The 25,883-nt window shown below is 71.9% G+C and carries 15 protein-coding genes; 12 read left to right on the forward strand and 3 right to left on the reverse strand.

Features of this window, described 5'->3' with window-relative positions; translation table 11 throughout:
- Positions 1–72: 72 nt before the first annotated feature.
- The 4 genes from ACIGDI_RS33065 to ACIGDI_RS33080 all read left to right on the forward strand — a co-directional run bounded on the left by ACIGDI_RS33065 (position 73) and on the right by ACIGDI_RS33080 (position 4,610).
- Positions 73–1,344, forward strand: coding sequence for an aspartate kinase (locus tag ACIGDI_RS33065; protein ID WP_399904421.1), 1,272 nt, complete (start codon positions 73–75; stop codon positions 1,342–1,344).
- On the forward strand, positions 1,344–2,402 hold the full coding sequence (locus ACIGDI_RS33070) for an aspartate-semialdehyde dehydrogenase (RefSeq protein WP_399904424.1): 1,059 nt from the start codon (positions 1,344–1,346) through the stop codon (positions 2,400–2,402). The genes ACIGDI_RS33065 and ACIGDI_RS33070 overlap by 1 nt, the downstream gene beginning before the upstream one ends.
- Positions 2,403–2,856: 454 nt before the next feature.
- Positions 2,857–3,453 carry a SigE family RNA polymerase sigma factor gene (locus ACIGDI_RS33075; RefSeq protein WP_399904427.1) on the forward strand — a complete coding sequence of 199 codons (597 nt, stop codon included), beginning with the start codon at positions 2,857–2,859 and terminating at the stop codon, positions 3,451–3,453.
- Positions 3,454–3,566: 113 nt separating this feature from the next.
- A complete protein-coding gene (locus tag ACIGDI_RS33080; RefSeq protein WP_399904430.1) occupies positions 3,567–4,610 on the forward strand; it encodes a hypothetical protein in 1,044 nt (347 codons plus the stop codon).
- On the opposite strand, the gene ACIGDI_RS33085 is transcribed toward ACIGDI_RS33080, so the two are convergent.
- On the reverse strand, positions 4,583–5,377 hold the full coding sequence (locus tag ACIGDI_RS33085; protein ID WP_399904433.1) for an SURF1 family protein: 795 nt from the start codon (positions 5,375–5,377) through the stop codon (positions 4,583–4,585). The two genes, ACIGDI_RS33080 and ACIGDI_RS33085, sit on opposite strands and share 28 nt — an antisense overlap.
- Before the next feature lie 167 nt (positions 5,378–5,544).
- On the opposite strand from ACIGDI_RS33085, the gene ACIGDI_RS33090 reads away from it, so the two are divergent.
- Entirely contained in the window at positions 5,545–7,365 is a 1,821-nt protein-coding gene (locus ACIGDI_RS33090) for a prolyl oligopeptidase family serine peptidase (protein ID WP_399904436.1), read from the forward strand.
- A gap of 281 nt (positions 7,366–7,646) precedes the next feature.
- Here the strand turns inward: ACIGDI_RS33090 and ACIGDI_RS33095 are convergent, their stop codons facing one another.
- A complete protein-coding gene (locus ACIGDI_RS33095; RefSeq protein ID WP_399904438.1) occupies positions 7,647–9,539 on the reverse strand; it encodes an NAD-binding protein in 1,893 nt (630 codons plus the stop codon).
- A gap of 192 nt (positions 9,540–9,731) precedes the next feature.
- Here ACIGDI_RS33095 and ACIGDI_RS33100 point away from each other — a divergent pair, with 192 nt between their 5' ends.
- The 3 genes from ACIGDI_RS33100 (at position 9,732) to ACIGDI_RS33110 (ending at position 14,581) form a co-directional block, all read left to right on the forward strand.
- Entirely contained in the window at positions 9,732–10,784 is a 1,053-nt protein-coding gene (locus tag ACIGDI_RS33100) for a permease (RefSeq protein ID WP_399904441.1), read from the forward strand.
- Complete coding sequence (locus tag ACIGDI_RS33105) at positions 10,781–11,512, forward strand: TIGR03943 family putative permease subunit (RefSeq protein ID WP_399904444.1); 732 nt, start codon at positions 10,781–10,783, stop codon at positions 11,510–11,512. The genes ACIGDI_RS33100 and ACIGDI_RS33105 overlap by 4 nt, the downstream gene beginning before the upstream one ends.
- A gap of 75 nt (positions 11,513–11,587) precedes the next feature.
- A complete protein-coding gene (locus tag ACIGDI_RS33110; RefSeq protein ID WP_399904447.1) occupies positions 11,588–14,581 on the forward strand; it encodes a glycine--tRNA ligase in 2,994 nt (997 codons plus the stop codon).
- On the opposite strand, the gene ACIGDI_RS33115 is transcribed toward ACIGDI_RS33110, so the two are convergent.
- The gene (locus ACIGDI_RS33115) at positions 14,582–15,625 is read right to left on the reverse strand and encodes a PucR family transcriptional regulator (RefSeq protein ID WP_399904450.1); all 1,044 of its coding nucleotides are present in this window, start codon (positions 15,623–15,625) and stop codon (positions 14,582–14,584) included. It lies immediately after the preceding gene.
- Between the two features lie 209 nt (positions 15,626–15,834).
- Between ACIGDI_RS33115 and ACIGDI_RS33120 the strand changes: the two genes are divergently transcribed.
- From ACIGDI_RS33120 to ACIGDI_RS33135, 4 genes are all read left to right on the forward strand, one after another.
- Positions 15,835–16,452 (forward strand): hypothetical protein, encoded by a 618-nt coding sequence (locus tag ACIGDI_RS33120; RefSeq protein WP_399904453.1) that lies wholly within the window; start codon positions 15,835–15,837, stop codon positions 16,450–16,452.
- Between the two features lie 91 nt (positions 16,453–16,543).
- The gene (locus ACIGDI_RS33125) at positions 16,544–18,676 is read left to right on the forward strand and encodes a flotillin family protein (RefSeq protein ID WP_399904456.1); all 2,133 of its coding nucleotides are present in this window, start codon (positions 16,544–16,546) and stop codon (positions 18,674–18,676) included.
- A gap of 167 nt (positions 18,677–18,843) precedes the next feature.
- Positions 18,844–23,565: a DNA repair ATPase gene (locus tag ACIGDI_RS33130; RefSeq protein WP_399904458.1), complete on the forward strand. Its 4,722-nt coding sequence runs from the start codon at positions 18,844–18,846 to the stop codon at positions 23,563–23,565.
- Positions 23,566–23,800: 235 nt separating this feature from the next.
- Complete coding sequence (locus tag ACIGDI_RS33135; protein WP_399904461.1) at positions 23,801–25,807, forward strand: Ig-like domain repeat protein; 2,007 nt, start codon at positions 23,801–23,803, stop codon at positions 25,805–25,807.
- Positions 25,808–25,883 lie beyond the last annotated feature (76 nt).

Here is a 25,883-nt window from a genome sequence, read left to right on the forward strand (position 1 = left end):
GATATCGCGGAGGGGATTTTCGGACGCTCGTTAAACTGAGCCGACATATACGGGACTGAGCGAGGAGCGCACGTGGGCCTTGTCGTGCAGAAGTACGGAGGCTCCTCCGTAGCCGATGCCGAAGGCATCAAGCGCGTCGCCAAGCGGATCGTGGAAGCGAAGAAGAACGGCAACCAGGTGGTTGTCGTCGTTTCCGCGATGGGCGACACGACGGACGAGCTGATCGATCTCGCCGAGCAGGTTTCTCCCATGCCTGCCGGGCGGGAGTTCGACATGCTGCTGACCGCCGGAGAGCGGATCTCCATGGCACTGCTGGCCATGGCGATCAAAAACCTGGGCCACGAGGCCCAGAGCTTCACCGGCAGTCAGGCGGGCGTCATCACCGACTCCGTCCACAACAAAGCCCGCATCATCGACGTGACACCGGGGCGCATCCGCACCGCGCTCGACGAGGGCAACATCGCCATCGTCGCCGGCTTCCAGGGTGTCAGCGCCGACAAGAAGGACATCACGACCCTCGGTCGCGGTGGCTCCGACACCACGGCGGTCGCGCTGGCCGCGGCCCTCGACGCCGAGGTGTGCGAGATCTACACCGACGTCGACGGCGTGTTCACCGCCGACCCGCGTGTGGTGAAGAAGGCGAAGAAGATCGACTGGATCTCCTTCGAGGACATGCTGGAGCTGGCCTCGTCCGGTTCCAAGGTGCTGCTCCACCGCTGCGTGGAGTACGCCCGCCGCTACAACATTCCGATCCACGTCCGGTCCAGCTTCAGCGGACTGCAGGGCACCTGGGTCAGCAATGAGCCGATTGGGGACAAGAAGGTGGAGCAGGCCATCATCTCCGGTGTCGCGCACGACACCTCCGAGGCCAAGGTCACGGTCGTCGGCGTGCCGGACAAGCCGGGCGAGGCCGCAGTCATCTTCCGCGCCATCGCCGACGCCGAGATCAACATCGACATGGTGGTGCAGAACGTGTCGGCCGCGTCCACCGGGCTGACCGACATCTCCTTCACCCTTCCCAAGACCGAGGGCCGCAAGGCCATCGACGCCCTGGAGAAGGCGAAGGTCGGCATCGGCTTCGACTCGCTGCGCTACGACGACCAGATCGGCAAGATCTCCCTCGTCGGCGCCGGCATGAAGACGAACCCGGGCGTGACCGCCGCCTTCTTCGAGGCGCTGTCCGACGCGGGCGTGAACATCGAGCTGATCTCGACCTCCGAGATCCGGATCTCGGTCGTCACCCGCGCCGACGACGTGCCGGACGCCGTGCGCGCCGTGCACAGCGCCTTCGGCCTGGACTCCGACAGCGACGAGGCCGTCGTCTACGGGGGCACCGGGCGCTGATGTCTGGGACCGGACGGCCGACGCTCGCGGTCGTGGGCGCGACCGGGGCCGTCGGCACGGTCATGCTCCAGATCCTGTCCCAGCACGCGGACATCTGGGGCGAGATCCGTCTGATCGCCTCGCCGCGCTCGGCCGGCCGCAAGCTGGCCGTGCGCGGTGAGCAGGTCGAGGTGGTGGCGCTGACCGAGGAGGCCTTCGACGGGGTCGACGTCGCCATGTTCGACGTGCCCGACGAGGTCGCCGAGCAGTGGGCGCCCCTCGCCGCCGCCCGGGGCGCGGTCGTGGTGGACAACTCGGGCGCCTTCCGGATGGACCCTGAGGTCCCGCTGGTCGTCCCCGAAGTCAATCCGCACTGCGCCCGCCGCCGGCCGCGCGGGATCATCGCCAACCCCAACTGCACGACCCTGTCGATGATCGTGGCGCTCGGCGCGCTGCACGCCGAGTTCGGGCTGCGCGAGCTGGTGGTGTCCTCGTACCAGGCGGTGAGCGGCGCCGGCCGCGCCGGTGTCGAGACGCTCCGCCGGCAGCTGGCGCTGGTGGCCGGCACGGAGCTGGGGACGCACCCCGGTGACCTGCGGCGGGCCGTCGGCGACGACACCGGGCCGTTCCCGGAGCCGGTGGCGCTGAACGTCGTACCGTGGGCCGGGTCGTTGCGCGAGGACGGCTGGTCGTCGGAGGAGATGAAGGTGCGGGACGAGACCCGCAAGATCCTCGGACTGCCCGGCCTTCCCGTCGCGGTCACCTGCGTACGGGTCCCGGTCGTCACCACGCACTCCCTGACCGTCCACGCCCGATTCGAGGGCGAGGTCACCGTGGACGGCGCCCGCGAGATCCTGGCCACCGCGCCCGGTGTCGTGCTCTTCGACGACCCGGCCGCCGGGGAGTTCCCCACGCCCGCCGACGTGGTGGGCACCGACCCGACCTGGGTGGGCCGGGTGCGGCGCGCGCTCGACGATCCGACCGCGCTCGAACTGTTCGTCTGCGGGGACAACCTGCGCAAGGGCGCGGCCCTCAACACCGCCCAGATCGCCGAGCTGGTGGCCGCCGAGCGGGCGTGACGCGAGACGCCCCGGACGCGGGTCCGGGGCGGTTTGTATGATCTGTGAACGAAGTGTGAGCCGGTCCATGGTCCGGACCACTTGCTGTGGACCCCGTCGGCGTCCGAAGATTTTCCTCCCCGTCCTTCCGCAACCGCGCGAAGGGCGGGGAGCGTCTTTGCGAACGCCCTTCAGAGGGTCGAACGTCCTTCAGGGGGCCGACCGCCTTCGGGAGTCGGCAGGGACGCGGTACGAGGTGTGGGGACATCTCGGTCATTCGGTATATAGGGGAAGAGCGGGTAGGCATGAGGGCGTTTGACGCACGGTCGGTTGTGCTGCCTGACGCGAGACGGCCGGTCACGGCACATGACGCGAAAGTGACGCCCGGCACGTACAACCTTGACGGGGGGAAGCGTGTCCAACTGACGTGGCCCAGGTTCTCGACTTCAGCGCTGCTACGCGCAGCCGACCCCGCATGCCCGGCGCGCCCGGCGGCATGCCGGTGATCGCGCCCATGCCCGCAGCGCGGCCCGCCCGCATACCCAGTCAGCGCGACGGCGTCGAGGACGCCGTGGCGGCCGGAACCACCGTCGACCACCTGACCGAGACCTATCGGGCGCACTACCGCTCGCTGCTGGGCCTCGCCGCCCTCCTGCTCGACGACACCGCGTCCTGCGAGGACGTCGTCCAGGAGGCCTTCATCCGCGTCCACTCCGCGCGCAAGCGCGTCCGTGACCCGGAGAAGACCCTCGCCTATCTGCGGCAGACGGTCGTCAACCTCTCCCGCTCGGCCCTGCGCCGCCGCATCCTCGGCCTCAAGCTGCTGTCCAAGCCGATGCCGGACATGGCGAGCGCGGAGGAGGGGGCGTACGACCAATTGGAGCGCGACTCCCTCATCAAGGCGATGAAGGGGCTGCAGCGCCGGCAGCGCGAGGTGCTGGTGCTGCGCTACTTCGCGGACATGACCGAGGCGCAGGTCGCCGAGACGCTCGGCATATCGCTGGGCTCGGTGAAGGCGTACGGCTCCCGCGGTATCGCCGCCCTGCGCGTCGCGATGGAGGCGTCGGCATGAACCGCGACGCCCAGGGACCCGACTCCCGAGACCGCCACGAGCCCTTCGCCTGGCACGAGCCGACGGCACCGCACGAGCAAGAGCACACGCAATCGCACGCTGGGAACGGAACTGTGAACCACGGCCCCGACGACCAGAGCCCGGACGGGTTCGACTCGGACGAGCTGGCTCTGCGCAGGATGCTGCACCAGGCGGTGCAGACGGTCGAGCCGCGCGACGGCACATTGGAGCACCTGCGGCGGGCCGTGCCCGCCCGGCGCGCCCGCAAGCGGCAGGCGATGGTCGGCATGGCGGCCGCGGCACTCTTCCTCGGCACCGCCGTCCCGGCCCTGGTGCACGTCTCCAACTCCACCGGCTCGGACGTCAACCCGTCCGTCGCCGGCCAGGCCTCACAGGCCCAGGGCGGGGCGAACCAGGGAAAAACCGACGGCAGTGAGAGCACTGCCGGCGGCACCTCCGGCAAGTCCGGGAACCCCGGCAAGAACGGCACCAAGGGCGACGACAAGGGCAAGAACTCCGGCGCCGGCACCGGCGGCACGGCCGGCACCGACCCCTCGGCGACCTCCGCGACGGCCCCGGTCTGCGCGGCCGGCCAGCTCGGCCAGGCCACCGGCAGCGCCGCCGCCCCGGACGCCGCGGGCACCGTCTACGGCACCTTCCGCGTCGTGAACATCTCCACCGCCTCCTGCACCGTCGACGCCCTCGGCTCGGTGGGCTTCCAGACGGCGGGCGCCGCGGACGCCGCGAAGATCAGCACCATGCGGCACGTGTCCGGCGACGCGGCGGCCGGGCTGCCCGACCCGTCCACCGAGCTCGCCTCACTGATCCTGCAGCCCGGCGCGGCCTACGAGGTGAAGTTCGCCTGGGTGCCCTCCCAGAGCTGCCCCAGCACCGGTGGCGACAGCGGCGGCACCACGGACGGCGGCCCCACCGCCGACCCGTCCCCCACGGGCGACACCACCAGCAGCACCAGCGGCACCACGTCCACGGGCACGGACAGCGGCGTGACCACCCAGATGCTCAGGACGGACGGCACGGCGGACGGCAGCGTGATCGTGTCGCACACGACGCAGGCCGGATCACCCACGGCCACCGCGACGGTGCCGAACGCGTGCGCCGGAATCGTCTACTACACGGGGCTGCTCGCGGGGTCCTGAGCCTCGGCCTCGCTCACCAGCCCCATCGCCGCGTCGCGCGCGAACTCCACCTCCCGGCGCACCAGCCGGAACCACATGAACACCACGAACCCGGCGAACACGAACCACTCGCCGGTGTAACCGAGGTTCTGGAAGGCCTTCAGGTCCAGCCCGGAGTCGGCCGGCGCCTTCGCCGGCACGGCCTTCATCCCGGAGTCCGCCGTGTTCAGGGTGACCCAGGCGTCGTACACGTCGTACGGCACCAGGTTCACCAGCGACGCCGCGCTGATCGCGGCGGTCTGCCCGGCAGGCAGGCCGCCCCGCGCGCTCACCCCGTTGTCCCCGGGGGTCTCGGACGCCTGCAGCGCGCCGGTGACGGTGACCTCACCGCTCGGCGCGGCGGGGGCCCGGGCCGCGTCGGCCGACCCCGGCAGCCAGCCTCGTACGACCGGCAGCGCCTTGCCGCCGTCGACGCGCAGCAGCGTCAGCACGTAGTACCCCTGCCTGCCGTCCAGGGTGCGGTCCGGCACCAGCAGCTGCTTGCCCCAGCGGCCGGTCGCGGTGACCTGCCGGCCCGAGGTGGCCTTGTCCACGGGCAGCAGCTCCCGCAGGGGGCGCGCGGCCTCCCGCTTGCTGTCGGCGGCCTGCGCGGTCGCCGCGCGGTGGTCCTGCACCCGGCCCTCGAAGCGGCTCAGCTGCCATGACCCCATGAAGATGCAGAAGGGGATGGCGAGCAGCACGAAGACGTTGATCCCCCACCACCGGGGCGTCAGCAGAAACCGGTACACGCCTTCCACGGTACGGGGCCGCCGTGGCACGCCCGGCCGCGGGGTTCGCTCCGCCGCGCCCACCGTTCGACGGCCTGGACGTGTGTTCGGTAAGGGCGCGGTAGAAGTTGTCCACAGCCTGCGGACCCTGGCGGCGAATTGTCCGCGCGAGCAGGCACTATGGGGCCATGACTGAGAGCAACGGGTTCGCTGCCCCCAAGCGGAACGAGGACATGCCCGACTGGGAGAAGCGCTTCCGGGCGCCACGGGTGTGGCTGCCCGAATGGGCCGAGGACGCCCCGGACCGCTCCCTGTTCGTGTCGAACGCCACGGGCACGTACGAGCTGTACGCCTGGGACCGGGCCACGGGTGCTCAGCGCCAGGTCACGGACCGGCCGAACGGCACGACGGACGGCGTGCTCTCCCCGGACGGCGCGTGGATCTGGTGGTTCGACGACAAGGACGGCGACGAGTTCGGCGTCTGGCGCAGACAGCCCTTCGACGGCGGCCCCGACGAACTCGCCGCCCCCGGCCTGGACGCCTCCTACCCGGCGGGCCTGGCCCTGGGCCGCGACGGCGACACGGCGGTCGTCGGCCGCTCCACCGACGAGGAGGGCACCACGATCCACCTCGCGCGCGCCGGTTCGGCCCCCGTGGAGATCTACCGCCACCGGGAGTCGGCGGGCGTCGGCGACCTCTCCCACGACGGCACCCTGATCGCGATCGAGCACACCGAGCACGGCGACGCCATGCACTCGGCGCTGCGCGTCCTGCGCCCCGACGGCACCCCCGTCGCCGAGCTCGACGACACCAAGGGCGGCACCGAGGAACTGGGCCTGGAGGTGCTGGGCTTCGCCCCCGTCGAGGGCGACACCCGCCTGCTCATCGGCCACCAGCGCCGCGGCCGCTGGGAGCCGCTGGTGTGGGACGTGGCGACCGGCGAGGAGACCGACCTGGCCCTGGAGCTGCCCGGCGACGTCAGCGCCGAGTGGTACCCGGACGGCGCGGGCCTGCTCATCGTGCACAGCTTCGAGGCCCGCAGCGAACTCTTCCGGTACGACCTGGCCGGCCGCGCCCTGGAGCGGATCCCCACCCCGCCCGGCTCCGTCTCCGGCGCCTCGGCCCGCCCCGACGGCAGCGTGGAGTACCTGTGGTCCTCGGCCGCCGAGCCCTCGGCGGTGCGCTCCACCACCGGCAAGGTCGTCCTCGACCCGCCCGGCCTGAAGTCCCCGGGCTCGGTCCCGGTGGAGGACGTGTGGGTGGACGGCCCCGGTGGCCGCATCCACGCCCTGGTCCAGAAGCCGGCCGGAGCCACCGGCCCCCTGCCGACCGTGTTCGACATCCACGGCGGACCCACCTGGCACGACAGCGACGCCTTCGCGGCCGCTCCGGCGGCCTGGGTCGACCACGGCTACGCGGTGGTCCGCGTCAACTACCGCGGCTCCACGGGCTACGGCCGCGCCTGGACCGACGCCCTCAAGCACCGCGTCGGCCTGATCGAGCTGGAGGACATCGCGGCGGTCCGCGAGTGGGCGGTGACCTCCGGACTCGCCGACCCCGACCGGCTCGTCCTCACCGGCGGGTCCTGGGGCGGCTACCTCACCCTCCTCGGCCTCGGCACCCAGCCGGACGCCTGGACCCTGGGCATCGCCGCGGTCCCGGTCGCCGACTACGTCACGGCCTACCACGACGAGATGGAAGCCCTGAAGGCCATGGACCGCACCCTGCTGGGCGGCACCCCGGAGGAGGTCCCCGAGCGCTTCGAGGCGTCCTCACCCCTGACCTACGTGGACAAGGTCACCGCCCCGGTCTACATCTCGGCCGGCGTCAACGACCCACGCTGCCCGATCCGCCAGATCGAGAACTACGTCAAGCGCCTGGAGGCCAGAGGCGCGGTCCACGAGGTATACCGCTACGACGCGGGCCACGGCTCCCTGGTAGTGGACGAACGCATCAAACAGGTACGCCTGGAACTGGAGTTCGCGGAAAAGCACTTGAGAGAGGCATAGCCGCGAGGGCAGCAGCCGCGGGCAGTCGTGCCGCTGGGGCGGCACGGGTGGGCGCGGCGGCACCCCGCAAGCGCGGGCAGCGAAACCCCACCCGGACAGCCCCAACCTGGGTCCCTGCCCAACCCCGGCTCCGGCGCCCCGCGCCAACCCCGGCTCCGGGCGCCCGGCGTCATCCCCGGCGCCCGGCGTCATCCCCGGCGCCCGGCGTCATCCCCGGCGCCCGGCGCCATCCCCGGCGCCCGGCGCCAACCCGGCCCCGGCACCCGCGCCGCCCTGCCAATTCACGCCCCCGCCGCCTCCCGCCGCCGCCCCAACAACTCCGCCAACCCGACCCGCGTCGCCGCCATCACCACCCGATCGGACTTCCGCAGCACATACGCCCCGTCCAGATCCCACACCAGCCCCGCTCCCCCGACGCCCCGCGCGTCCTCGTACGCCTCCTCGGCGGCCGGCTCCTGCCGACCCCCCGCCGACACCCCCCGCTCCAACGCCAGCACCCGCCACGCCCCCGCCCGGAACGCCTGCGCGACCGTCTTCCCCTCCAGCTGCGGATGCCCGTCCACATCCACCGCGGCGAACAGCAGGACCCGCCGCTCCACGGGGATCGCCCCCAGGATCTGCCGCCCCATCATCGCCCCGGCGAAAGCGGGAGCCGCCAGATGGGACACGCTCCGGCTCCGGGTGGACGCCCGCGGATGGGCGGCCCGCAGGGTCCGGTACACGGCGGTCGCGAAGTCGTCGTCGTACAGCCGCAGCACCACCCGTAGATCGGGCCGCACGGAGCGGGCGTACAGCGCGGCCTCCAGGTTGGTCGTGTCCGCGCTGGTCACCGCGAGCAGCGCCTCCGCCCGGTGGATCTTGGCGGCCTCCAGGACGCCCTCCTGGGTGACGTCACCGAGGACGACGGGCACCCGCAGCCGCCGGGCCGTGGCCAGGCCCCGCGCGTCGGGGTCGGACTCGACGCACACCACCGGAATCTGCAGTTCCCGCAGCCGGGTCAGCACCCGCGTGCCGATCTTGCCCAGCCCGAGGAGGACGACATGCCCGCTCAGTCCGCGGGGCGGCTTGCGCAGCGCGGAGGCCGTGCGGAAGGTGCCCAGCGCCTCCAGGACCGCCGCCAGCAGCACCGGCAGCAGCAGCAACCCCACCAGTCCGGAGAGGAGTTGGAGGATCTGGCGGCCGATGGGCTGCCCGATGGCGGGGTCGTCGATGGCGAAGAGGTCGAGCAGGGTCAGGTAGAAGGCCTGCAGCGGGTGCATCCGGGTCACCGCCGACAGGGCGATGGCGAGCGCGATCACGCATGCCGCCATGCCCGCCAGCGACCACCGCAGCCGCCGCGAGAACAGCGACGCGAACGGCACGGCACCCCGGGCCGGCGGCAGCGCGGGCCCGGAGTACGACACCTGCTCCAGCACCACCGTCCCGCGTCCGGTCGCACCCCGCACCGCCTCCGCGTCGGGCAGCAGCAACGGCTCCTGGTCGGGGCCGAGTCCGACGCCGTCGGCCCCGGCCGGGTCGTTGCTGGAGAGCACCGCCAGCGTGGCCAGACCCGGCTCCGGGAGCTGACCGGGGCGCGGCGTGCGCTCCACGGCGCGCAGCAGCAGCCCGTCGGTCTGGACGACCTTGCTGGTGCCGGCGACGGCGGTGGCGGCCAGCGCCGGCGCGGCCGTGTCGGCGTCGGACAGCACGGTGGTGGACGCGTCGAAGCCGGTGGTGTCGGAGCCGCCCGCGGCCAGCGCGGACGCCTGGTCGAGGAGTTCCTCGATGTGCTGGCCGAGCCGCCGGTTGTACAGGCGCAGCACGAGCCGCAGCCGGGGGTTGAGGCGGCGGGCGGTGAGGGCGGCGCGGATGTTGGTCTCGTCGTCGTCGTACACGAGGGCGAGCGCGGCGGCCCGTTCCACGCCGGCCTCGGCGAGCACGGTCTCGGTCGCCTCGGTGGCCTCGACGACCTGCTGGGCGCCGACGGGTTCGGCCATCCCCGCCCCGCCAGCCCGGCCCACGGCCGCGGTCACCCGGTCGAGCAGTGCCGTCGTCGTCGCGCGGGCCCGGCCCACCACCGGCAGCCGGACACCGCGCTCGGAGGGCGGGACGACGAGGGTGACCTGTTCGCCGTAGACACCGCGCAGCTCGGCGGCCAGCCGGTGGGCCAGTCCGTCGTCACCGCAGACCACCATGTGCGCGGACCCGCCATCGTCCGGCTGAACTTGATTCGGAACGCTCGCCACGAGGGCAAAGACTGCCCCACCGGGACGGGTGGTTCCAGCGAAGAACCCGTACGGTCACTGAACGTCCACGGCGCTCCCGCCGTACTGAGGGGGAGCAGGACCAGCGCACCGCCGCAGCGCACCACCGGAGGTACCTCGCCCGTGGCCATCACCAGACCAGCCCCGACGGGCACGGACACCCACGAGCCGACGCGCGACGCCGCCCCCGAACCGCATGCGGCACCGCGGCCGGCGCCCGGCTCCGGGTCGGAGTCCAGGTCGCCGCTCGTGCTCACCATGCTCCTGCTGACGCTGGTGCTGCTGCAGGGCCCCATCCGCGGCGCCCTCAACGCACCCGTCATGCAGAGCTGGATGACGGTGTTCGTCGCCGTGCTGGTGCAGGCGCTGCCCTTCCTCGTGCTCGGCGTCCTGCTCTCGGCGGCCATCGCGGTGTTCGTGCCACCGGCGTTCTTCGCGCGGGCGCTGCCCAGCCGGCCCGCCCTGGCGGTGCCGGTCGCCGGGATGGCGGGGGCGATGCTGCCGGGCTGCGAGTGCGCGTCCGTGCCGGTGGCCGGGGCGCTCGTGCGGCGCGGGGTGACCCCGGCCGCGGCGCTCGCGTTCCTCCTGTCCGCCCCGGCGATCAACCCGATCGTGCTGACGGCGACCGCGGTGGCCTTCCCCCGCAACCCCGAGATGGTCGTGGGCCGGTTCGTCGCCAGCCTGGCCGTGTCGTGCGTGATGGGCTGGCTGTGGCAGCGGCTCGGCCGCACGGACTGGCTGCGCACACCGCAACGCTCCCACTACGAGGGCCCCAGCAAGGGCGCCGCGTTCTGGAACTCGGTCCGGCACGACGTGATGCACGCGGGCGGATTCCTGGTGGTGGGCGCGATGGCCGCCGCGACGCTCAAGGCGGTGGCCCCGGCGAGCTGGCTGCGCACGGCGGCCGAGAACCCGCTGGTGGCGATCCTCGCGCTCGCCGTCCTTGCGGTCCTGCTGTCGATCTGCTCGGAGGCGGACGCGTTCGTGGCGGCGTCGCTGACGCAGTTCTCGCTGACGGCCAAGCTGGCGTTCCTGGTGGTGGGCCCGATGATCGACCTCAAACTGTTCGCCATGCAGGCGGGCACCTTCGGCCGCGGCTTCGCCCTGCGCTTCGCGCCCGCCACCTTCGTCCTCGCGATCACGGGCGCGGTGCTGACCGGGGCGGTGCTGCTGTGAACCGGCAGGCGCAGGCGGCGATCCTGTTCCTGACCGGCGCGGCCCTGCTGCACGCCGGCTTCACCAACCTCTACCTGCGCTATGTCAAGGCGGGGCTCCAGCCGCTGCTGCTGGCCTCCGGCGCGGTGCTGATCGTCGCGGCGCTGGCGACGATCTGGTACGAGTGGCGGGGCCGCCGGAACCACGAGGCGGACGCCCACGACGACCACGGGCACACCCACCGCGAACCCCGCATCTCCTGGCTGCTGGTCCTGCCCCTGCTCGCCCTCATCCTGGTCGCCCCGCCGGCCCTCGGCTCCTACAGCGCGATGCGCACCGGTACGGCTCTGCAGCAGCCGTACGGTTACGGCAAGCTGCCCGCCACCGGCCCGCTCGACCTCAACGTGGTCGACTACGCCACCCGCGCCGTCTACGACCACGGCCGCTCCCTGAAGGGCCGTGAGATCAAGGTCACCGGCTTCGTCGCCCTCGACCGCTCCGGCGCCCCCTACCTCGTCCGCATGGCCCTCAACTGCTGCGCCGCCGACGCCCAGCCGGTGAAGATCGCCCTGACCGGCAAGATCCCTCCGGTGCTGCAACCCGACAAGTGGCTTGAGATCACGGGGAGTTACACCGCCCGGCAGACCAGGGACCCGGTGAACGACGGCCCCGTCCCGTATCTGAAGGTCACCTCCGCGACCCCGGTGGCGACGCCGAAGGACCCGTACGACGAGAGCTGGAACAACTGACGCGCCTCGCCACCGCGCTGTCCGCACCGAGAAACAGCAGGTCACTCATGTCGGCCCTGTGACATCATGCGCCCCATGACGACCGGCCAGACCCCGCTGACGATGCAGGACGCCATCCTCACGCTCCAGAACTACTGGAGCGCCAACGGCTGCATGATCACGCAGCCGTTGAACACGGAGGTCGGCGCGGGTACGGCCAACCCGTCCACGGCGCTCAGGGTCATCGGCCCCGAGCCCTGGAGCGTCGCCTACGTCGAGCCCAGCGTGCGCCCGGACGACTCCCGCTACGGCGAGAACCCCAACCGTCTGCAGACGCACACCCAGTTCCAGGTGATCCTCAAGCCCGACCCGGGCAACCCGCAGGAGCTCTACCTCGGCAGCCTCGAGGCGCTCGGCGTCGACCTGACCGCCCACGACATCCGGTTCGTCGAGGACAACTGGGCCTCGCCCGCGCTGGGCGCCTGGGGACTGGGCTGGGAGGTCTGGCTGGACGGCATGGAGATCACCCAGTTCACCTACTTCCAGCAGGTGGGCGGCGTCTCCCTCAGCCCGGTCTCGGTGGAGATCACCTATGGCCTGGAACGCATCCTGATGAACCTCCAGGGCGTCTCCCACTTCAAGGACATCGCCTACGCGCCCGGCATCACCTACGGCGAGGTGTTCGGCCAGAACGAGTACGAGATGAGCCGCTACTACCTCGACGACGCCGACGTGGACACGAACCACCGGCTGTTCGAGGCGTACGCGGCCGAGGCACGGCGCCTGCTGGACCTGGAGCTGCCGGTCCCGGCGTATCTGTACGTCCTCAAGTGCAGCCACACCTTCAACGTCCTCGACGCGCGCGGCGCGATCAGCACCACCGAGCGGGCCAAGGCGTTCTCCCTGATGCGCGGCCTGACCCATGAGTCGGCCAAGCTGTGGGCCGCGCGCCGCACCGCGCTGGGTCACCCGCTCGGTGTCACCCCCGAGCCCGCCCCGGCGGTGCGCGCCCCACTGCCCACCGTGCCCGGGACCGAGACGCTGCTGTTCGAGATCGGCCTGGAGGAGCTGCCGTACGCCGACGTCGTCGCCACCACCGACGCGATGCGCGAGTCGGTCACCGCCAAGCTGGCCGCGACCCGCCTGCGGCACGGGCAGATCAACGTGATGGCCACCCCGCGCCGGGTCGTCGTCACCGTCGAGCGGGTGGAGCCGCGCGAGGCGGACACCGAGAAGACCGTGCGCGGGCCGAAGGCGGCGGCCGCCTACAAGGACGGCGCCCCGACGCAGGCCCTGCTGGGCTTCGCCCGCAGCCAGGGCGTCGAGCCCGACGCCGTCCGGACGGTCACCGTCAAGGGCACCGACTACGTCGCCGTCACCCGCGAGGAGCCGGGCCGCCCGGCCACCGAGGTGCTCAGCGACCTGCTCTCCGAGGTCGTCTCCGGGCTGCGAGCCTCCCGCAACATGCGCTGGAACGATCCCGCGCTCTCCTTCTCCCGCCCGGTCCGCTGGCTGCTGGCCCTGCTCGGCCGCACCCCGCTGCCCGTGACGGTCTCCGCGCTGGCCTCCGGCACCACCACCCGGGTTCACCGCACCGCCGCCGACCCGGTCGTCCAGGTGACGACCGCCGAGGGCTACTCGCACTTCCTGAAGATGCACGGCATCGTGCTGGAGCGCGAGGTCCGCTACGACGCCGTGGTGCGCGGCGCCGAGCGGCTGGCGGCCGAGGTCGGCGGCCGCATCGACGCCGAGGGGCAGGCCGGGCTGATCGACGAGATCACCGACATCCTGGAGTTCCCGCACCCGGTGCGCGGCTCCTTCGAGGAGCGCTACCTCGACCTCCCGGCGAGCGTGCTGACCACCGTGATGCGCAAGCACCAGCGCTATCTGCCGGTGCTGGACGGCGACCGCCTGATGCCGCACTTCGTCACCTTCGCCAACGGCGCCTGCGACGACGACGTGGTGCGGGCGGGCAACGAGGCGGTGCTGCGCGCCCGTTACGAGGACGCGGCCTTCTTCTGGCGGGCCGATCTGAAGGTGGCGCCCGCCGACTTCCGTGCCCGCCTGGACCAGCTGACCTTCGAGGACCGCCTCGGCACGGTCGCCGACCGCGCCACCCGCATCGCCGCCCTGGCCCTCGACCTCGCGGGCCGCGCCGGCCTTGCCGAGGACACGACGGCGACCGTCCGGCGCGCCGGTGAGCTGGCCAAGTTCGACCTGGCCTCGCAGATGGTCGTCGAGTTCTCCGGACTGGCCGGGGTGATGGCGGAGGAGTACGCCCGTCGCGCCGGTGAGCCGGAGGAGGTCGCGCGGGCGCTGGCCGAGATGGAGCTGCCGCGCTCGGCCGGCGGCGCCCTGCCCGCCTCCGACGCGGGCGCCGTGCTCTCCCTCGCCGACCGCTTCGACCTGGTGACCGGCATGTTCGTGATCGGCGCGGTGCCCACGGGCAGCTCCGACCCGTACGGCGTGCGCAGGGCGGCGATCGGCCTGGTCAACGTCCTGCGCGCGGTACCGGCGACGGCCGCCGTCGGCGTGAGCGACGGCCTGCGCGCGGCGGCCGCCCGCTACACCGCCCAGGGCATCGAGGTCCCCGCCGAACGCCTCACCGAGGCCGCCGAGTTGATCGCCCGCCGCTATGAGCAGCAGCTCACCGACGCGGGGCACGAACACCGTCTGGTGCAGGCGGTACGGGTGTGGGCGGACCGCCCGGCCACCGGGGACCGTGTGCTGGCGGCACTGGAACAGCACGTGGAGACAGCGGAGTTCGGGGCGCTGGTGGCGGCGCTGCAGCGGGTGGTGCGCATCCTTCCCGCCGACGAACCCAAGGACGCCGACCGCTCGTTGCTCACGGCACCGGCCGAACTGCGCCTGGCCGAGGCGACGGAGGCGGTCCGCGGCGTCCTTCAGGGCCGGGAGGACGACCTCACCGCGCTGGTCGGGGCATCCGCGCCGCTGGTCGAGGCGATCGACGCGTTCTTCAACGAGGTGCTGGTCATGGACCTCGACCTGGGGATCCGGGCTGCGCGACTGTCCCTGCTGGCGGACGTGGCCCGGCTGACGAGCCGGACGCTGGACTGGAGCGCCCTGTAGTCAGAGCGCTTTCGCCGGCCAGTCCAGCAGCCGCGCCCCGATGACGGCCGTCTGCAGTGTGTACCGGTGGCCGGGGTCGCACGGATCGGCCCCGGTCAGCTGGTGGATCCGCGCCAGCCGGTAGGTCAGCGCCCGCACGCTCAGCGCCAGCCGCCGCGCGGCCTCAGCGGCGACGCACCCGCACTCGAAGTACACGTTCAGCGTCTCCAGCAGCGGCTCCGCGCCGCCGCGCGCCGCGGTCAGCGGACCCAGCGCGTCCCGCACCAGGTCGGCCATGGCCTGCCGGTCCCGGGTGAGAACGGGATACACCAGCAGGTCGGCGGCGCGCAGCACGGGCCCGTCCAGCCCGAGCCGCTCGGCCAGTTCGAGGGTGTTGAGGGCCTCCTCGTAGGACTGGACGACCCCGCCGGGACCCTGCTGCGGCCGGCCGATGGCGACACGGCAGCCGTCCGTGGCGGCGTACGCGTGCTTGGCGAAGTGGGCGAGCACCTCGTCCTGGTCGCCGGGCGCGACGCACAGCAGCCGTCCGTCCTTGGTGGTGAGCAGGATGTTGCGCTCGCCGAAGCGGGCGTTGAGAGCGTGCTCCACCCGGCGGGGGACCGGCGCGCCCTCGTCGTAGGCCGTGGGCCCCTGCGCGACCGCGACGGCGTGGGCGTGCGAGAGGCGCAGGCCGAAGCGTTCGGCGCGTTCGGCGAGGTGCCCGAGATCGCTGCGGCCGTAGAGGAGGTCGTCGATGAACTCCCGGCGCGCGGCCTCCTCCCGGCGTACGGCGACCAGTTGGGCGTGCTCGTAGCCCTCGGCGAAGGCGTCGACGACCTGCGTCATGGCGGCGAGCGTGCTGTCGGCGGAGCCGGGCGTGGCCGGCCAGGCGGCCCGGGTGGCCGTGAGGTGGGCGACGATCAGGGCGCGCAGCCCGTGACCGGCCTCCGCGGCCTGCTCGCCCAGCGCGCGCCGGGCCGCTATCTCGTCGCGGGTCAGCCGCCGGCCGGTCGCCGACACGTCCGCCAGCAGTTGGGCATACCCGTCCAGATACTGGCCGGACATCTCACGCTCCGCCACCTCGTCCCCCGTTTCCTGACGCGCCGGTGACGGTTTCTTAGCGCGGCCCCGGCATCGAGACCCTAGTGAACACTGCCGGAAACCGGCAATGCGCGGGCGTGCGCAGGGCGCGCACCATGGACCGAGGGGAGCACGACGGACGGTCCCGATGCCGGACTCCGGCATCGGGACCCATGGGACGGGGGTCGGGGATCATGGGGGCGTTTCTCGCGGCCGCCGCGGGGTTTCCCACCATCCTGTTCAGCTCGGCACTCGTCGTGGTCGTCGTCTTCTGGCTGCTGACCGCCGTCGGCGCCGCCGACCACCACGGCTTCCACGGGCACCAGCACTTCGATGCGTGGGGGATGGGCGGGGTGCCGGTGACGGTCGCGTTCTCCCTGCTCACCGCGGTCGCCTGGTTCGTCAGCCTCAGTACGACCGTGCTGCTGGACCCGTTGGTGCCGTTCGGGCTCGCCCGGGCCGCGTTCCGGGTCGCCGTCCTGGCCGTCGCACTGCTGGTCGCCTGGCGGACGACCCGGCTGCTCGTCCGCCCGCTGCGCCACCTCCTCCCGGACGCCCCCGGCCCCTCGCGGCACGACTTCGTCGGTCTGACCTGCACCATCCGCACGGGCCGGGTGGACGGAGGCTTCGGACAGGCCGAGGTCAGGCCGGCCGACGGCTCCAGCGCGCTGGTCCAGGTGCGCCAGTCGGGCGACGACGCCCTGGGCAGTGGCAGCACCGGGCTTCTGTACGCGTACGACGAGGCCGGCGAGTTCTTCTGGGTCGCGCCCTACGACAGCGCGCTCGACCCGCGGCGTCCCGGCTCCGGCTGATCCCCGTACCGCCGTATCCCCGTACCGCCCGCCCCCCCGCTTCGCCTTGTTCCGGCTCACCCACTCACTTCATCCTTCGAGGACTCATGTCATGAACGCCATCACCGTGGGCATCGGCGTGCTCGTCGCCGTCGTGCTGCTCATCGCGCTCACCCTGCTGCTGGTGGTCGGCCGGCTGTTCCGCAAGGTGGAGCAGGGCCGGGCGCTGATCATCTCCAAGACGAAGAAGGTCGACGTCACCTTCACCGGGGCCGTCGTCCTGCCGGTGCTGCACAAGGCCGAGTACATGGACATCTCGGTGAAGACCATCGAGATCCGCCGCACCGGCCGCGAGGGCCTGATCTGCCGGGACAACATCCGCGCCGACATCCACATCAGCTTCTTCGTACGGGTCAACAAGACCGTCGAGGACGTCATCAAGGTCGCCCAGGCCATCGGCACGCAGACCGCCAGCGACCCTGCGGCGATCCAGGACTTCTTCGCCGCGAAGTTCTCCGAGGCCCTCAAGACGGTCGGCAAGCAGCTGGACTTCGTCGACCTCTACACCAAGCGCGAGGAGTTCCGCGACCGGATCATCCAGGTCATCGGCACCGACCTCAACGGCTACCACCTCGACGACGCGGCCATCGACTTCCTCGAGCAGACCCCGATGACCCAGCTGGACGCGGCGAACATCCTCGACGCCCAGGGCATCCGGAAGATCACCGAGCTGACCACGGTCGAGCACGTGCGCACCAACGAGTACGAGCGCACCGAGCAGAAGGAGATCACCCGGCAGAACGTCGAGGCCCGGGAGACCATCCTGGAGCTGGAGCGCCGCCAGGCCGAGGCGGAGATCAGGCAGCGGCGCGAGGTGGAGACCCTGCGCGCCAAGGAGGAGGCCGTCACCGCGAAGGTGCAGGAGGAGGAACGGCTCGGCGCCCAGACCGCCTTCCTGCGCACCGAGGAACAGCTCGGCGTCCAGCGCGAGAACCAGGCCCGCGAGATCGCCGTGGCGCAGAAGAACCGTGAGCGGGTCATCGCCGTCGAGAACGAGCGCATCGAGAAGGACCGCCTGCTGGAGGTCATCGCGCGGGAGCGGGAGACCGCCCTGTCCGGGATCGCCAAGGACAAGGAGGTCGAGGCCGAGCGGCGGACCGTCGCGGACGTGATCCGGGAGCGGATCGCCGTCGACCGGACGGTCGCCGAGCAGGAGGAGGCCATCAAGAAGCTGCGGGTCGTCGAGGAGGCCGAGCGCGAACGCCAGTCGGTGATCATCGCCGCGGAGGCCGAGGCGCAGGAGAAGCTGGTCAAGGACATCAAGGCCGCCGAGGCGGCCGAGTCCGCGGCCAGGCACCGGGCGGCCGAGCAGCTCACCCTCGCCGAGGCGCGGCTGAAGTCAGCCGACCTCGACGCACGGGCCAAGCTGCGGCTCGCGGAAGGCGTACAGGCGGAGGAGGCGGCCGCGGGACTGGCCGCCGTGCAGGTCCGCGACAAGGAGGCCGAGGTCACCGAGAAGGCCGGCCGCGCGGAGGCCGTGGCCACGGAGGCCCGGCTGCGGGCGGAGGCGGAGGGCACCCGGGCGAAGACGCTCGCGGAGGCCGAGGGCGCCGAGGCCAGGCTGCGTGCCGAGGCCGAGGGCGCGCGGGCCAAGGCGCTCGCGGAGGCCACCGGCATCGGCGAGAAGCTCAAGGCCGAGGCCGAGGGCCTGAGCCAGAAGGCGGTCGCGATGGCAGCCCTGGACGACGCCTCCCGCGGCCACGAGGAGTACCGGCTGCGGCTGGCGGCGGAGAAGGAGATCCGCCTGGCCGGCCTCGACACGCAGCGTCAGGTCGCCGAGGCGCAGGCCACGGTCCTGGCGACCGGCCTGGAGAACGCCGACATCGACATCGTCGGCGGCGAGTCCGTCTTCTTCGACCGGCTGGTGTCGGCGATCTCGCTGGGCAAGGGCGTCGACGGGTTCATGGACAACTCGCACACGGCACAGGCCCTGGCGAAGCCCTGGCTCGACGGCACGGCGAGCTTCACGCAGGACGTGAGCCGCGTGCTGGGCTCGGTCTCCACCGCCGACGTACAGAACCTCACCGTCTCGGCGCTGCTGCTGAAGCTGATGAACACGGGCGGGGCGGATTCGGTCGCACTGCGGCAACTGCTCGACAGGGCAGGCGAGTTGGGAGTGGCCGACACTCCCCTGGCGTCCGTGAACGGCAACGTCCCGCGCGCCGAACTGCGCGACCAGCCCTGACGGCGCCGCGGAAGCCCGACGGCCCACCCGCGACCAGCCCTGACGGTGCCGCGCGCGGCCGACGCCCCGCCGTGTCACCCCTGAACCGTTCCGGAGCCGCCGCACGAGGGGACGGCGGCTCCGGAACCTTGACTCACCGATCTGCTGAGCTTCGTGGAGAGGCAACCATGACCACCGGCCCGGACACCGGTTCGTACGAGGTGCTGCGCGACCGCCTCACCGCCCAGGCCGCCGAACTCGCCCGCCGCGCCGAACTCCTCAACGCCCGCCGCGTCGAGGAGTTCGGCTCCACCGGGCTGGAGCTCACCGGCAGCGGAAGCCTGCGCACCGAGCACAACCGCGTCCCCCGCGACCTGGTCGCCGTCGGCGACGCGCTGCTCCTCGGCAGCACCGCGGCCCCGGGCCCGGGACGCCCGCCCACGGTCGCCGACGTCCTCACCCTCCACGACCGCGACCTGAACCCCCTGCCCGAGGACGCGGTCCCCGGTCTCCTCGACGATCCGGCCTTCGTCCGCGAGTTCGCCGAGCTCCACCGCTACTACCGAGACGCCCGGCTCCTCCGACTCCGCCTGCTGGACGGCCGGTTGCTGGCCGTCTTCCAGACCGGCGAGCTGCCCGACGACATCCGCGTGCTGCGCTGGAGCGTCGCGACCGACGGACGGATCTCCTTCCTCGACGCGCGCGGCGAACGCGACCACGTCCTGCCGCCGGCCCACGACTTCACCTGGACCCGGACCACCCGCGACGACCACGTCCTCGGCCGCCACCCCCATGTCTCCGTCGACGGCGAGGTGTTCGTCACCACGGTCGGCGGCGCCCTCACCGTCAAGACCGACGACGACACCGAGACCGCCGACGGCATCCACAGCGAACCGGTCGCCGAACCGCTGCAGTCCCTCGCCGACGCGGAGATCGCGTACGCGCGCGTGGGCACGCTGATCCTCCTGGACGTCCTGCCCTACAAGGAGGACACCCACCGCCACCTGGTCTTCAACACCCTCACCAGGACCGTCGTCCGGCTCGACGGCATCGGCCGGTCCTGCCGCCGCCTCCCCGAGGACCAGGGCGTCGTCTTCCCGGGCGGCTACTGCCTGGCCACGGGGGCGTACAAGACCTTCGACGGCGTCGACACCGACGGCCTCGAACTCGAGCGGACGGTCCGCTCACCGAACGGCGAGGACATCCTGTTCGCCTACCACGCACGCGCCACCGGCCGCAGCCTCCTGCTGCCGTACAACCTGGTCCGCAAGCAGGTCGCCACCCCGCTGACCTGCGACGGCTGGGCACTGTTCGAGGACGGCGCGCTCACCGTGCTGCGCCCGCACACCGGCGAACCCGCCCGCGTCCACCCCGTGCAGCGGTGGACCTCGCCCTACGTCTCCGACACCCACGCGGCCACCCGCCCCGCCGGCGCCGGCCCGCTCGCCCGCGTCGGCAACGCCGACCTCGTCCGGGGCATCTCCGACTGCCTCTCCGTCACCGCGACCGCGGCCGGTACGACGCCGACGACCGAGGTCTACGAGGCCCTGGCCGCCGCCTGCGTCCGGATCACCGACACCCACCACTGGCTCGGCGACCCCGAACTCGGCGACCTGCGCACCCCGTTGAACGATGTCCGCGAGACCGCCGAGCGGGTGCTGACCGAGTTCGAGACCGTCCGGACCCTCACCCGCCAGGCCGCCGACGCCCTCACGCAGGCGTCCGACCGCACCACCGCTCTCGTACGACGTCTGCGCGGCGAGCCACCGCGCGACGCCGCCTCCTGGATCGACGGCCTGACCGAACTGCGCCGCGCCCAGGGCCGGTTGCTCACGCTGAAGGAACTCCGGTACGCGGACACCGCCCGCGTCGACGACCTCGCGGCGGAGGTCGAGGCGGACCTGGCGTCGTTCGGGCAGCGTGCGGTGGCGGCGCTGGCCCACGAGGACGCCTTCGCCGGCCACCACCAGGACATCGAGAACCTGGTGGCCGAGGCCGGCGCGCTCGCCACGGCCGCCGAGGCGGTACCGCTGACCGCCCGGCTGGACGAGCTGGCCGAGCGGCTGCGGACGGTCACCGAGGTGGTGTCCGGCCTCGACATCGCCGACGCCACGGTCCGTACGTCCGTACTGGAGCGGGTGGCCGAGGTGCTGGGCGGGACCAACCGGGCCCGCGCCGTCCTGGAGGCCCGCCGCCGCGAACTACGGGACCGGGAGGGCCGCGCCCAGTTCGCCGCCGAACTGGCCCTGCTCGCCCAGTCGATCACCGGCGCCCTGGCCGCCGCAGCGGACCCACAGGCCTGCGACACCCAACTGTCGCTGCTCCTGGTCCGGTTGGAGAACCTGGAAGCCCGCTTCACCGACCACGACGACTTCCTCACCGAACTCGCGGACAAACGCACCGAGATCCACGAGACGTTCGCCGCCCGCAAACAGACCCTCGCCGACAACCGGGCCCGCCGCGCGGAACAGCTCGCCGCCTCCGCCCAGCGCCTGCTGGAGACGGTGACCCGCCGGGCGACCGCTCTCCCCGACGCCGAGGCGATCGGGGCGTACTTCGCCTCCGACCCGATGGTCGCCAAGGTCCGCCGCACCGCCGACGACCTGCGCGCCCTCGGCGACCAGGCGCGCGCGGACGAACTGGCCGGCCGCCTGACCGCCGCCCGCCAGGAGGCAGGCCGCGCCCTGCGCGACCGCACCGATCTGTACGCCGACGACGGCCGCACCCTGCGCCTCGGCCGCCACCGGTTCGCCGTCAACACCGAGCCTCTCGACCTCACCCTCGTCCCGCACGGCCCCGACGGCCTGGCCTTCGCCCTCACCGGCACGGACTACCGCTCCCCGGTGACCGACCCCGGCTTCGCCGCCACCCGCCCCTACTGGAACCGCCCCCTGCCCTCGGAATCCCCCGAGGTCTACCGCGCCGAGCACCTGGCCGCCCGCCTGCTCGCCGAACACGGCCCGGCCACCCTCGCCGAGACCGACCTGGCCGCCCTGGTCCGCCGCACGGCACAGGAGTCGTACGACGAGGGCCACGAACGCGGCGTCCACGACCACGACGCCACGGCGATCCTCACCGCTCTCCTCCAACTGCATTCGCGTGCGGGCCTGTTGCGCCACCGACCCACCGCCCGAGCGGCCGCCCACCTGTTCTGGACGCACCACACCACCCCCGAGTCCCGTGACACATGGACCAGACGCGCACGCTCACTCGCCCGAGCGAGGCAGACGTTCGGACCGACCCCGGCGATCGCCGACTTCAGCTCGGAGCTGGGTGCGGCGATGGGTGACGCGGATGCGGCGGCATACCTCTTCGAGGAACTCACCAGCGGCCCCGACGGATTCGTGATGAGCGCCGGCGCCCGCGAGTTCCTCGACAAGTTCCGCCGCACGGTCGGCGCTTCGGCCTACGACGAGGACCTGACCGCCCTCGACGACCTGCCGGCCCGCCGCCAGCTGGTCGAGGCGTGGCTGTCGGCGTACGCCACGACCAGCGGGTACGCCGACCTTTCCCCCGACGACCTGGCCGAGGCGATCGCGGCGGAACTCTGCCCCGCCCTGCCGCGCTACGAGTCGGACGCCCCGCTGACGACGACGGTGGACGGCCTGCTGGGCACCCACCCCCGCATCGACGCGACCGGAACCCTGACCCTCCGCATCGACGAATTCCTGTCGCGCACAACGCAGTTCAGGGCGAGAGAGGTCCCGGCACACCGCGCCTGCCTGAGCCGGCGCACCGCACTGGTGGCCGCCGAACGCGCCCGCATCCGCGTCGACGACCACCGCCCGCGCGTGATGACGACCTTCGTCCGCAACCGCCTCATCGACGAGGTCTACCTCCCCCTCCTAGGCGACAGCCTGGCCAGACAACTGGGCACGACGGCCGGACCCGGCACGGGCGGCCTCCTGCTGCTGGTCTCCCCGCCGGGCTACGGCAAGACGACGCTGATCGAGTACGTGGCGGACCGCCTGGGCCTGGTCCTGGTGAAGGTCGACGGCCCGGCACTCGGCCACCGCGTCACCTCCCTCGACCCGGCCGAGGCACCGAACGCCACGGCCCGCCAGGAGGTCGAGAAGATCAACTTCGCCCTCGCGGCCGGCAACAACACCCTCCTCCACGTGGACGACATCCAGCACATGTCCCCCGAACTCCTCCAGAAGTTCGTGCCGTTGTGCGACAGCACGCGCCGCGTCGAAGGAGTGTGGGACGGCGAACCCCGCACCTACGACCTGCGCGGCAAGCGCTTCGCCGTCTGCCTGGCCGGCAACCCCTACACCGAGTCGGGCACCCGCTTCCACGTCCCCGACATGCTGGCCAACCGCGCCGACGTATGGAACCTCGGCGACGTGGTGACCGGCAAGGAGGCGGTCTTCGCACTGAGCTTCATAGAGAACGCCCTGACCTCCAACCCCACCCTGGCCCCCCTGGCGACGCGCCCCCGCACGGACCTGGACCTCCTGCTCCGCCTGGCGGCACACGACCCGACGGCCCACCCGGACCACCTCACCCACCCCTGCGCCCCGGCCGAACTGGACCAACTCCTCGCGGTCCTACGCCACCTGGTCGCAGCCCGCGACACGGTCCTGGCCGTGAACGAGGCGTACATGCGTTCCGCCGCCCAGTCCCCCTCGACCCGCACGGAGCCCCCCTTCCGACTTCAGGGCTCCTACCGCAACCTCAACAAGATCGCTCAGCGCATCCACCCGACGATGAACGCCACAGAACTGACTGCCGTTGTGGACGACCACTACCGAGCCGAGGCCCAAACCCTCACCACAGGCACAGAGGCCAACCTCCTGAAGCTCGCGGAACTCCAAGGCACCCTGACCCCGCAACAATCATCCCGCTGGACGACCCTGAAGCACCACGAACAAGCCACCAACACCGCACCCACCGCCGCACCTTCCTGACGGCACACTCCTTGGACAGCCGGCTCACCGAGAGCTCACCCGAACTCGTCATGAACGCCGTGAGAGGAGTCCACCGCTTACCCCCACCCGAGCCGTATACGACCAGCCCACCGGTCACCTCAGGCAACCAATGGCAACTGCGGAACCTGCGCGGTCGGGCCGTACAACCCTGAAGGGGTTCGAGGAGTCTTGTGGGCAGTCCTGTTGTCCTAGTGGGGGTTGCATCACTGTGCGTGTGCGCAGCATTTCGGCCGTGACGGCGCTCGCGGTCGCTCTCAGTTCGGTAGCCCTGATCGGTTCGGCCGCGGGCGCTGCTGTCGCGGACAGCAGCGCCGTACTGCCCATCACGTCCAGCGGCGACATCATCGTGGACGGCGTTCACCAGCGGGTCTTCATCAGTGACCCGTCGGGAGGCAAGGTCGTTGCCACCGATTACAACGGCACCGTCATCGGGACGGTCACCTCGCTGCCGCAGGCTGACGGCCTGGAGCTTTCCGCCGACTCGGCAACGGTCTACGTCGCCGTACCGGGAACTGATCAGATCGTGGCCATCGACACGGCGACGGTCACCGAGACTGGGCGGTACGCGACGGGTGACGGCACAGATCCGCAGCACCTGGCGCTCGCGGGCGGCAAGCTTTGGTTCGGCTATGGCAGCGACGGTCACGGCAACATCGGCTCGCTCGACCTGTCCGGCGGGCAGACGCAGGTTTCGCTCGCCCAGGAGGCCGACGGGACGTGGAAGGACGCTCCCCTGCTGGATTCGACACCCGGCGCTCCCGACACCCTGGCGGCCGGCTCGCGCCAGTACTACTTCACGCTCGGCATCTATGACGTGTCGTCCGGCACGGCCGGCCGGACCGCGTTCCTCGGCGGGCAGGACGCGGCCATCGGCAACACCGCGGAGGACCTGGCGCTCACCCCGGACGGCACAGAGCTCGTAGTGGCCACCACAGCCGGCGACTTCCAGCAGGTCTTCCGGACCTCAGACCTGTCAGAGACCATCAGGTATCCGAGCAGCTACTGGGAACAGCGGTCGGTGGATGTCGCGCCGGACGGCCTCGTCGCGGGGGGCACCGACACCTACGCCTCCTTCGACCGCCCCCATGTGTCCATCTACAAGCCGGGCAGCACGACGCCGAGGCGGACCGTCAACTTCACCGACTACCAGAACGGAGTCGCCCAAGAGACCCTGCTCGACCACGGCGACCTCGCTTTCGCGCCCGACAGCAGCCGGCTCTTCGCGGTCACACACGACCTCAGCAACAAGTACCGCCTGCGCGTCGTCACCGACCCCGGCAAGGCCGTCACCACCATCACGGCGAACGCCCCGGCGACGGCCGACCGTGCCAAGTCGCTGACCGTCTCCGGCAAGGTCACGAACACGCTCGGGCTGCCCGCGGGCACCACCGTCGCGGTCACCCGGACGGACCTGGAGTCCCCGAACGGCAAGGCGCTCCCGGCCGCGACGGTGAAGGCGGACGGGACCTTCTCCTTCACCGACACCCCGCCCGCGGGCGGCAAGGTCACGTACAAGATCTCGTATGCCGGCGACGCCGATCGCACGACTGCCTCCGCCTCCGACACGGTCGAGGTCTCCCGGAACGCCGCGACCCTGACAGTGAACAAGAACGGCAACGTCTACGACTACGCCAGCAGCGTGACGTTCACCGCCCACCTCGGCACGACGTACAAGAACCGGACGCTCTCGCTCTACGCGGACACTGCGGGCGACGGAAAGGGCGAGTACCTGATCAAGACCGGCACGGTCAACAGCGAGGGCAACCTGTCGGTCACCTTGACCCTGAAGCGCGACACCACGGTGAGCGCGTCCTTCTCCGGCGACGCGCGAACCGCCCCGAAGACGGCCACGAGCTGGGTGGGCGCGAAGGTCAAGGTGTCGCTGAGCCTTGGCCGCTACTACAAGACGGCCACGGTCAGCGGGCACACCAAGTACTACTTCCGGAAGACGACCAATCCGCTCCTCACGACCACGATGACGGCCTACCCCGGCCGCTCGCAGAGGCTGCAGTTCCAGATCTACTCCGACGGCGCCTGGCGGTCGGCGGGGTCCCAGTACTTCAAGCTCGACTCCACGGGCAAGTCGCTGGTGGAACTGGGCGGCACGCACCAGACCGGTTACTCGATGCGCGTGCGGTCGTCCTACATCAACAACTCCTCGGGCGACACCGTGAACTCGACCACCCACGGCTCCTGGAAGTACTTCACCTTCACAAGCTGAGGCCGCCCGCCCTCCAAGACCCGGCGCATCCGATGATGCGCCGGGTCTTGGGATACAGGGATGCGATACAGCCGAG

Origin of the sequence: Streptomyces sp. NPDC085900 (assembly GCF_044540925.1) — a bacterium.
In the GTDB taxonomy this organism is placed as follows: domain Bacteria; phylum Actinomycetota; class Actinomycetes; order Streptomycetales; family Streptomycetaceae; genus Streptomyces; species Streptomyces gilvifuscus.

Bases quoted from the DNA above. Each gene is read 5' to 3' on its own strand.
- ACIGDI_RS33070 (WP_399904424.1), top strand. From the start codon at position 1,344: ATGTCTGGGACCGGACGGCCGACGCTCGCGGTCGTGGGCGCGACCGGG.
- ACIGDI_RS33075 (WP_399904427.1), top strand. From the start codon at position 2,857: ATGCCCGGCGCGCCCGGCGGCATGCCGGTGATCGCGCCCATGCCCGCA.
- ACIGDI_RS33090 (WP_399904436.1), top strand. From the start codon at position 5,545: ATGACTGAGAGCAACGGGTTCGCTGCCCCCAAGCGGAACGAGGACATG.
- ACIGDI_RS33095 (WP_399904438.1), bottom strand. From the start codon at position 9,539: ATGGTGGTCTGCGGTGACGACGGACTGGCCCACCGGCTGGCCGCCGAG.
- ACIGDI_RS33110 (WP_399904447.1), top strand. From the start codon at position 11,588: ATGACGACCGGCCAGACCCCGCTGACGATGCAGGACGCCATCCTCACG.
- ACIGDI_RS33115 (WP_399904450.1), bottom strand. From the start codon at position 15,625: ATGTCCGGCCAGTATCTGGACGGGTATGCCCAACTGCTGGCGGACGTG.
- ACIGDI_RS33120 (WP_399904453.1), top strand. From the start codon at position 15,835: ATGGGGGCGTTTCTCGCGGCCGCCGCGGGGTTTCCCACCATCCTGTTC.
- ACIGDI_RS33125 (WP_399904456.1), top strand. From the start codon at position 16,544: ATGAACGCCATCACCGTGGGCATCGGCGTGCTCGTCGCCGTCGTGCTG.
- ACIGDI_RS33130 (WP_399904458.1), top strand. From the start codon at position 18,844: ATGACCACCGGCCCGGACACCGGTTCGTACGAGGTGCTGCGCGACCGC.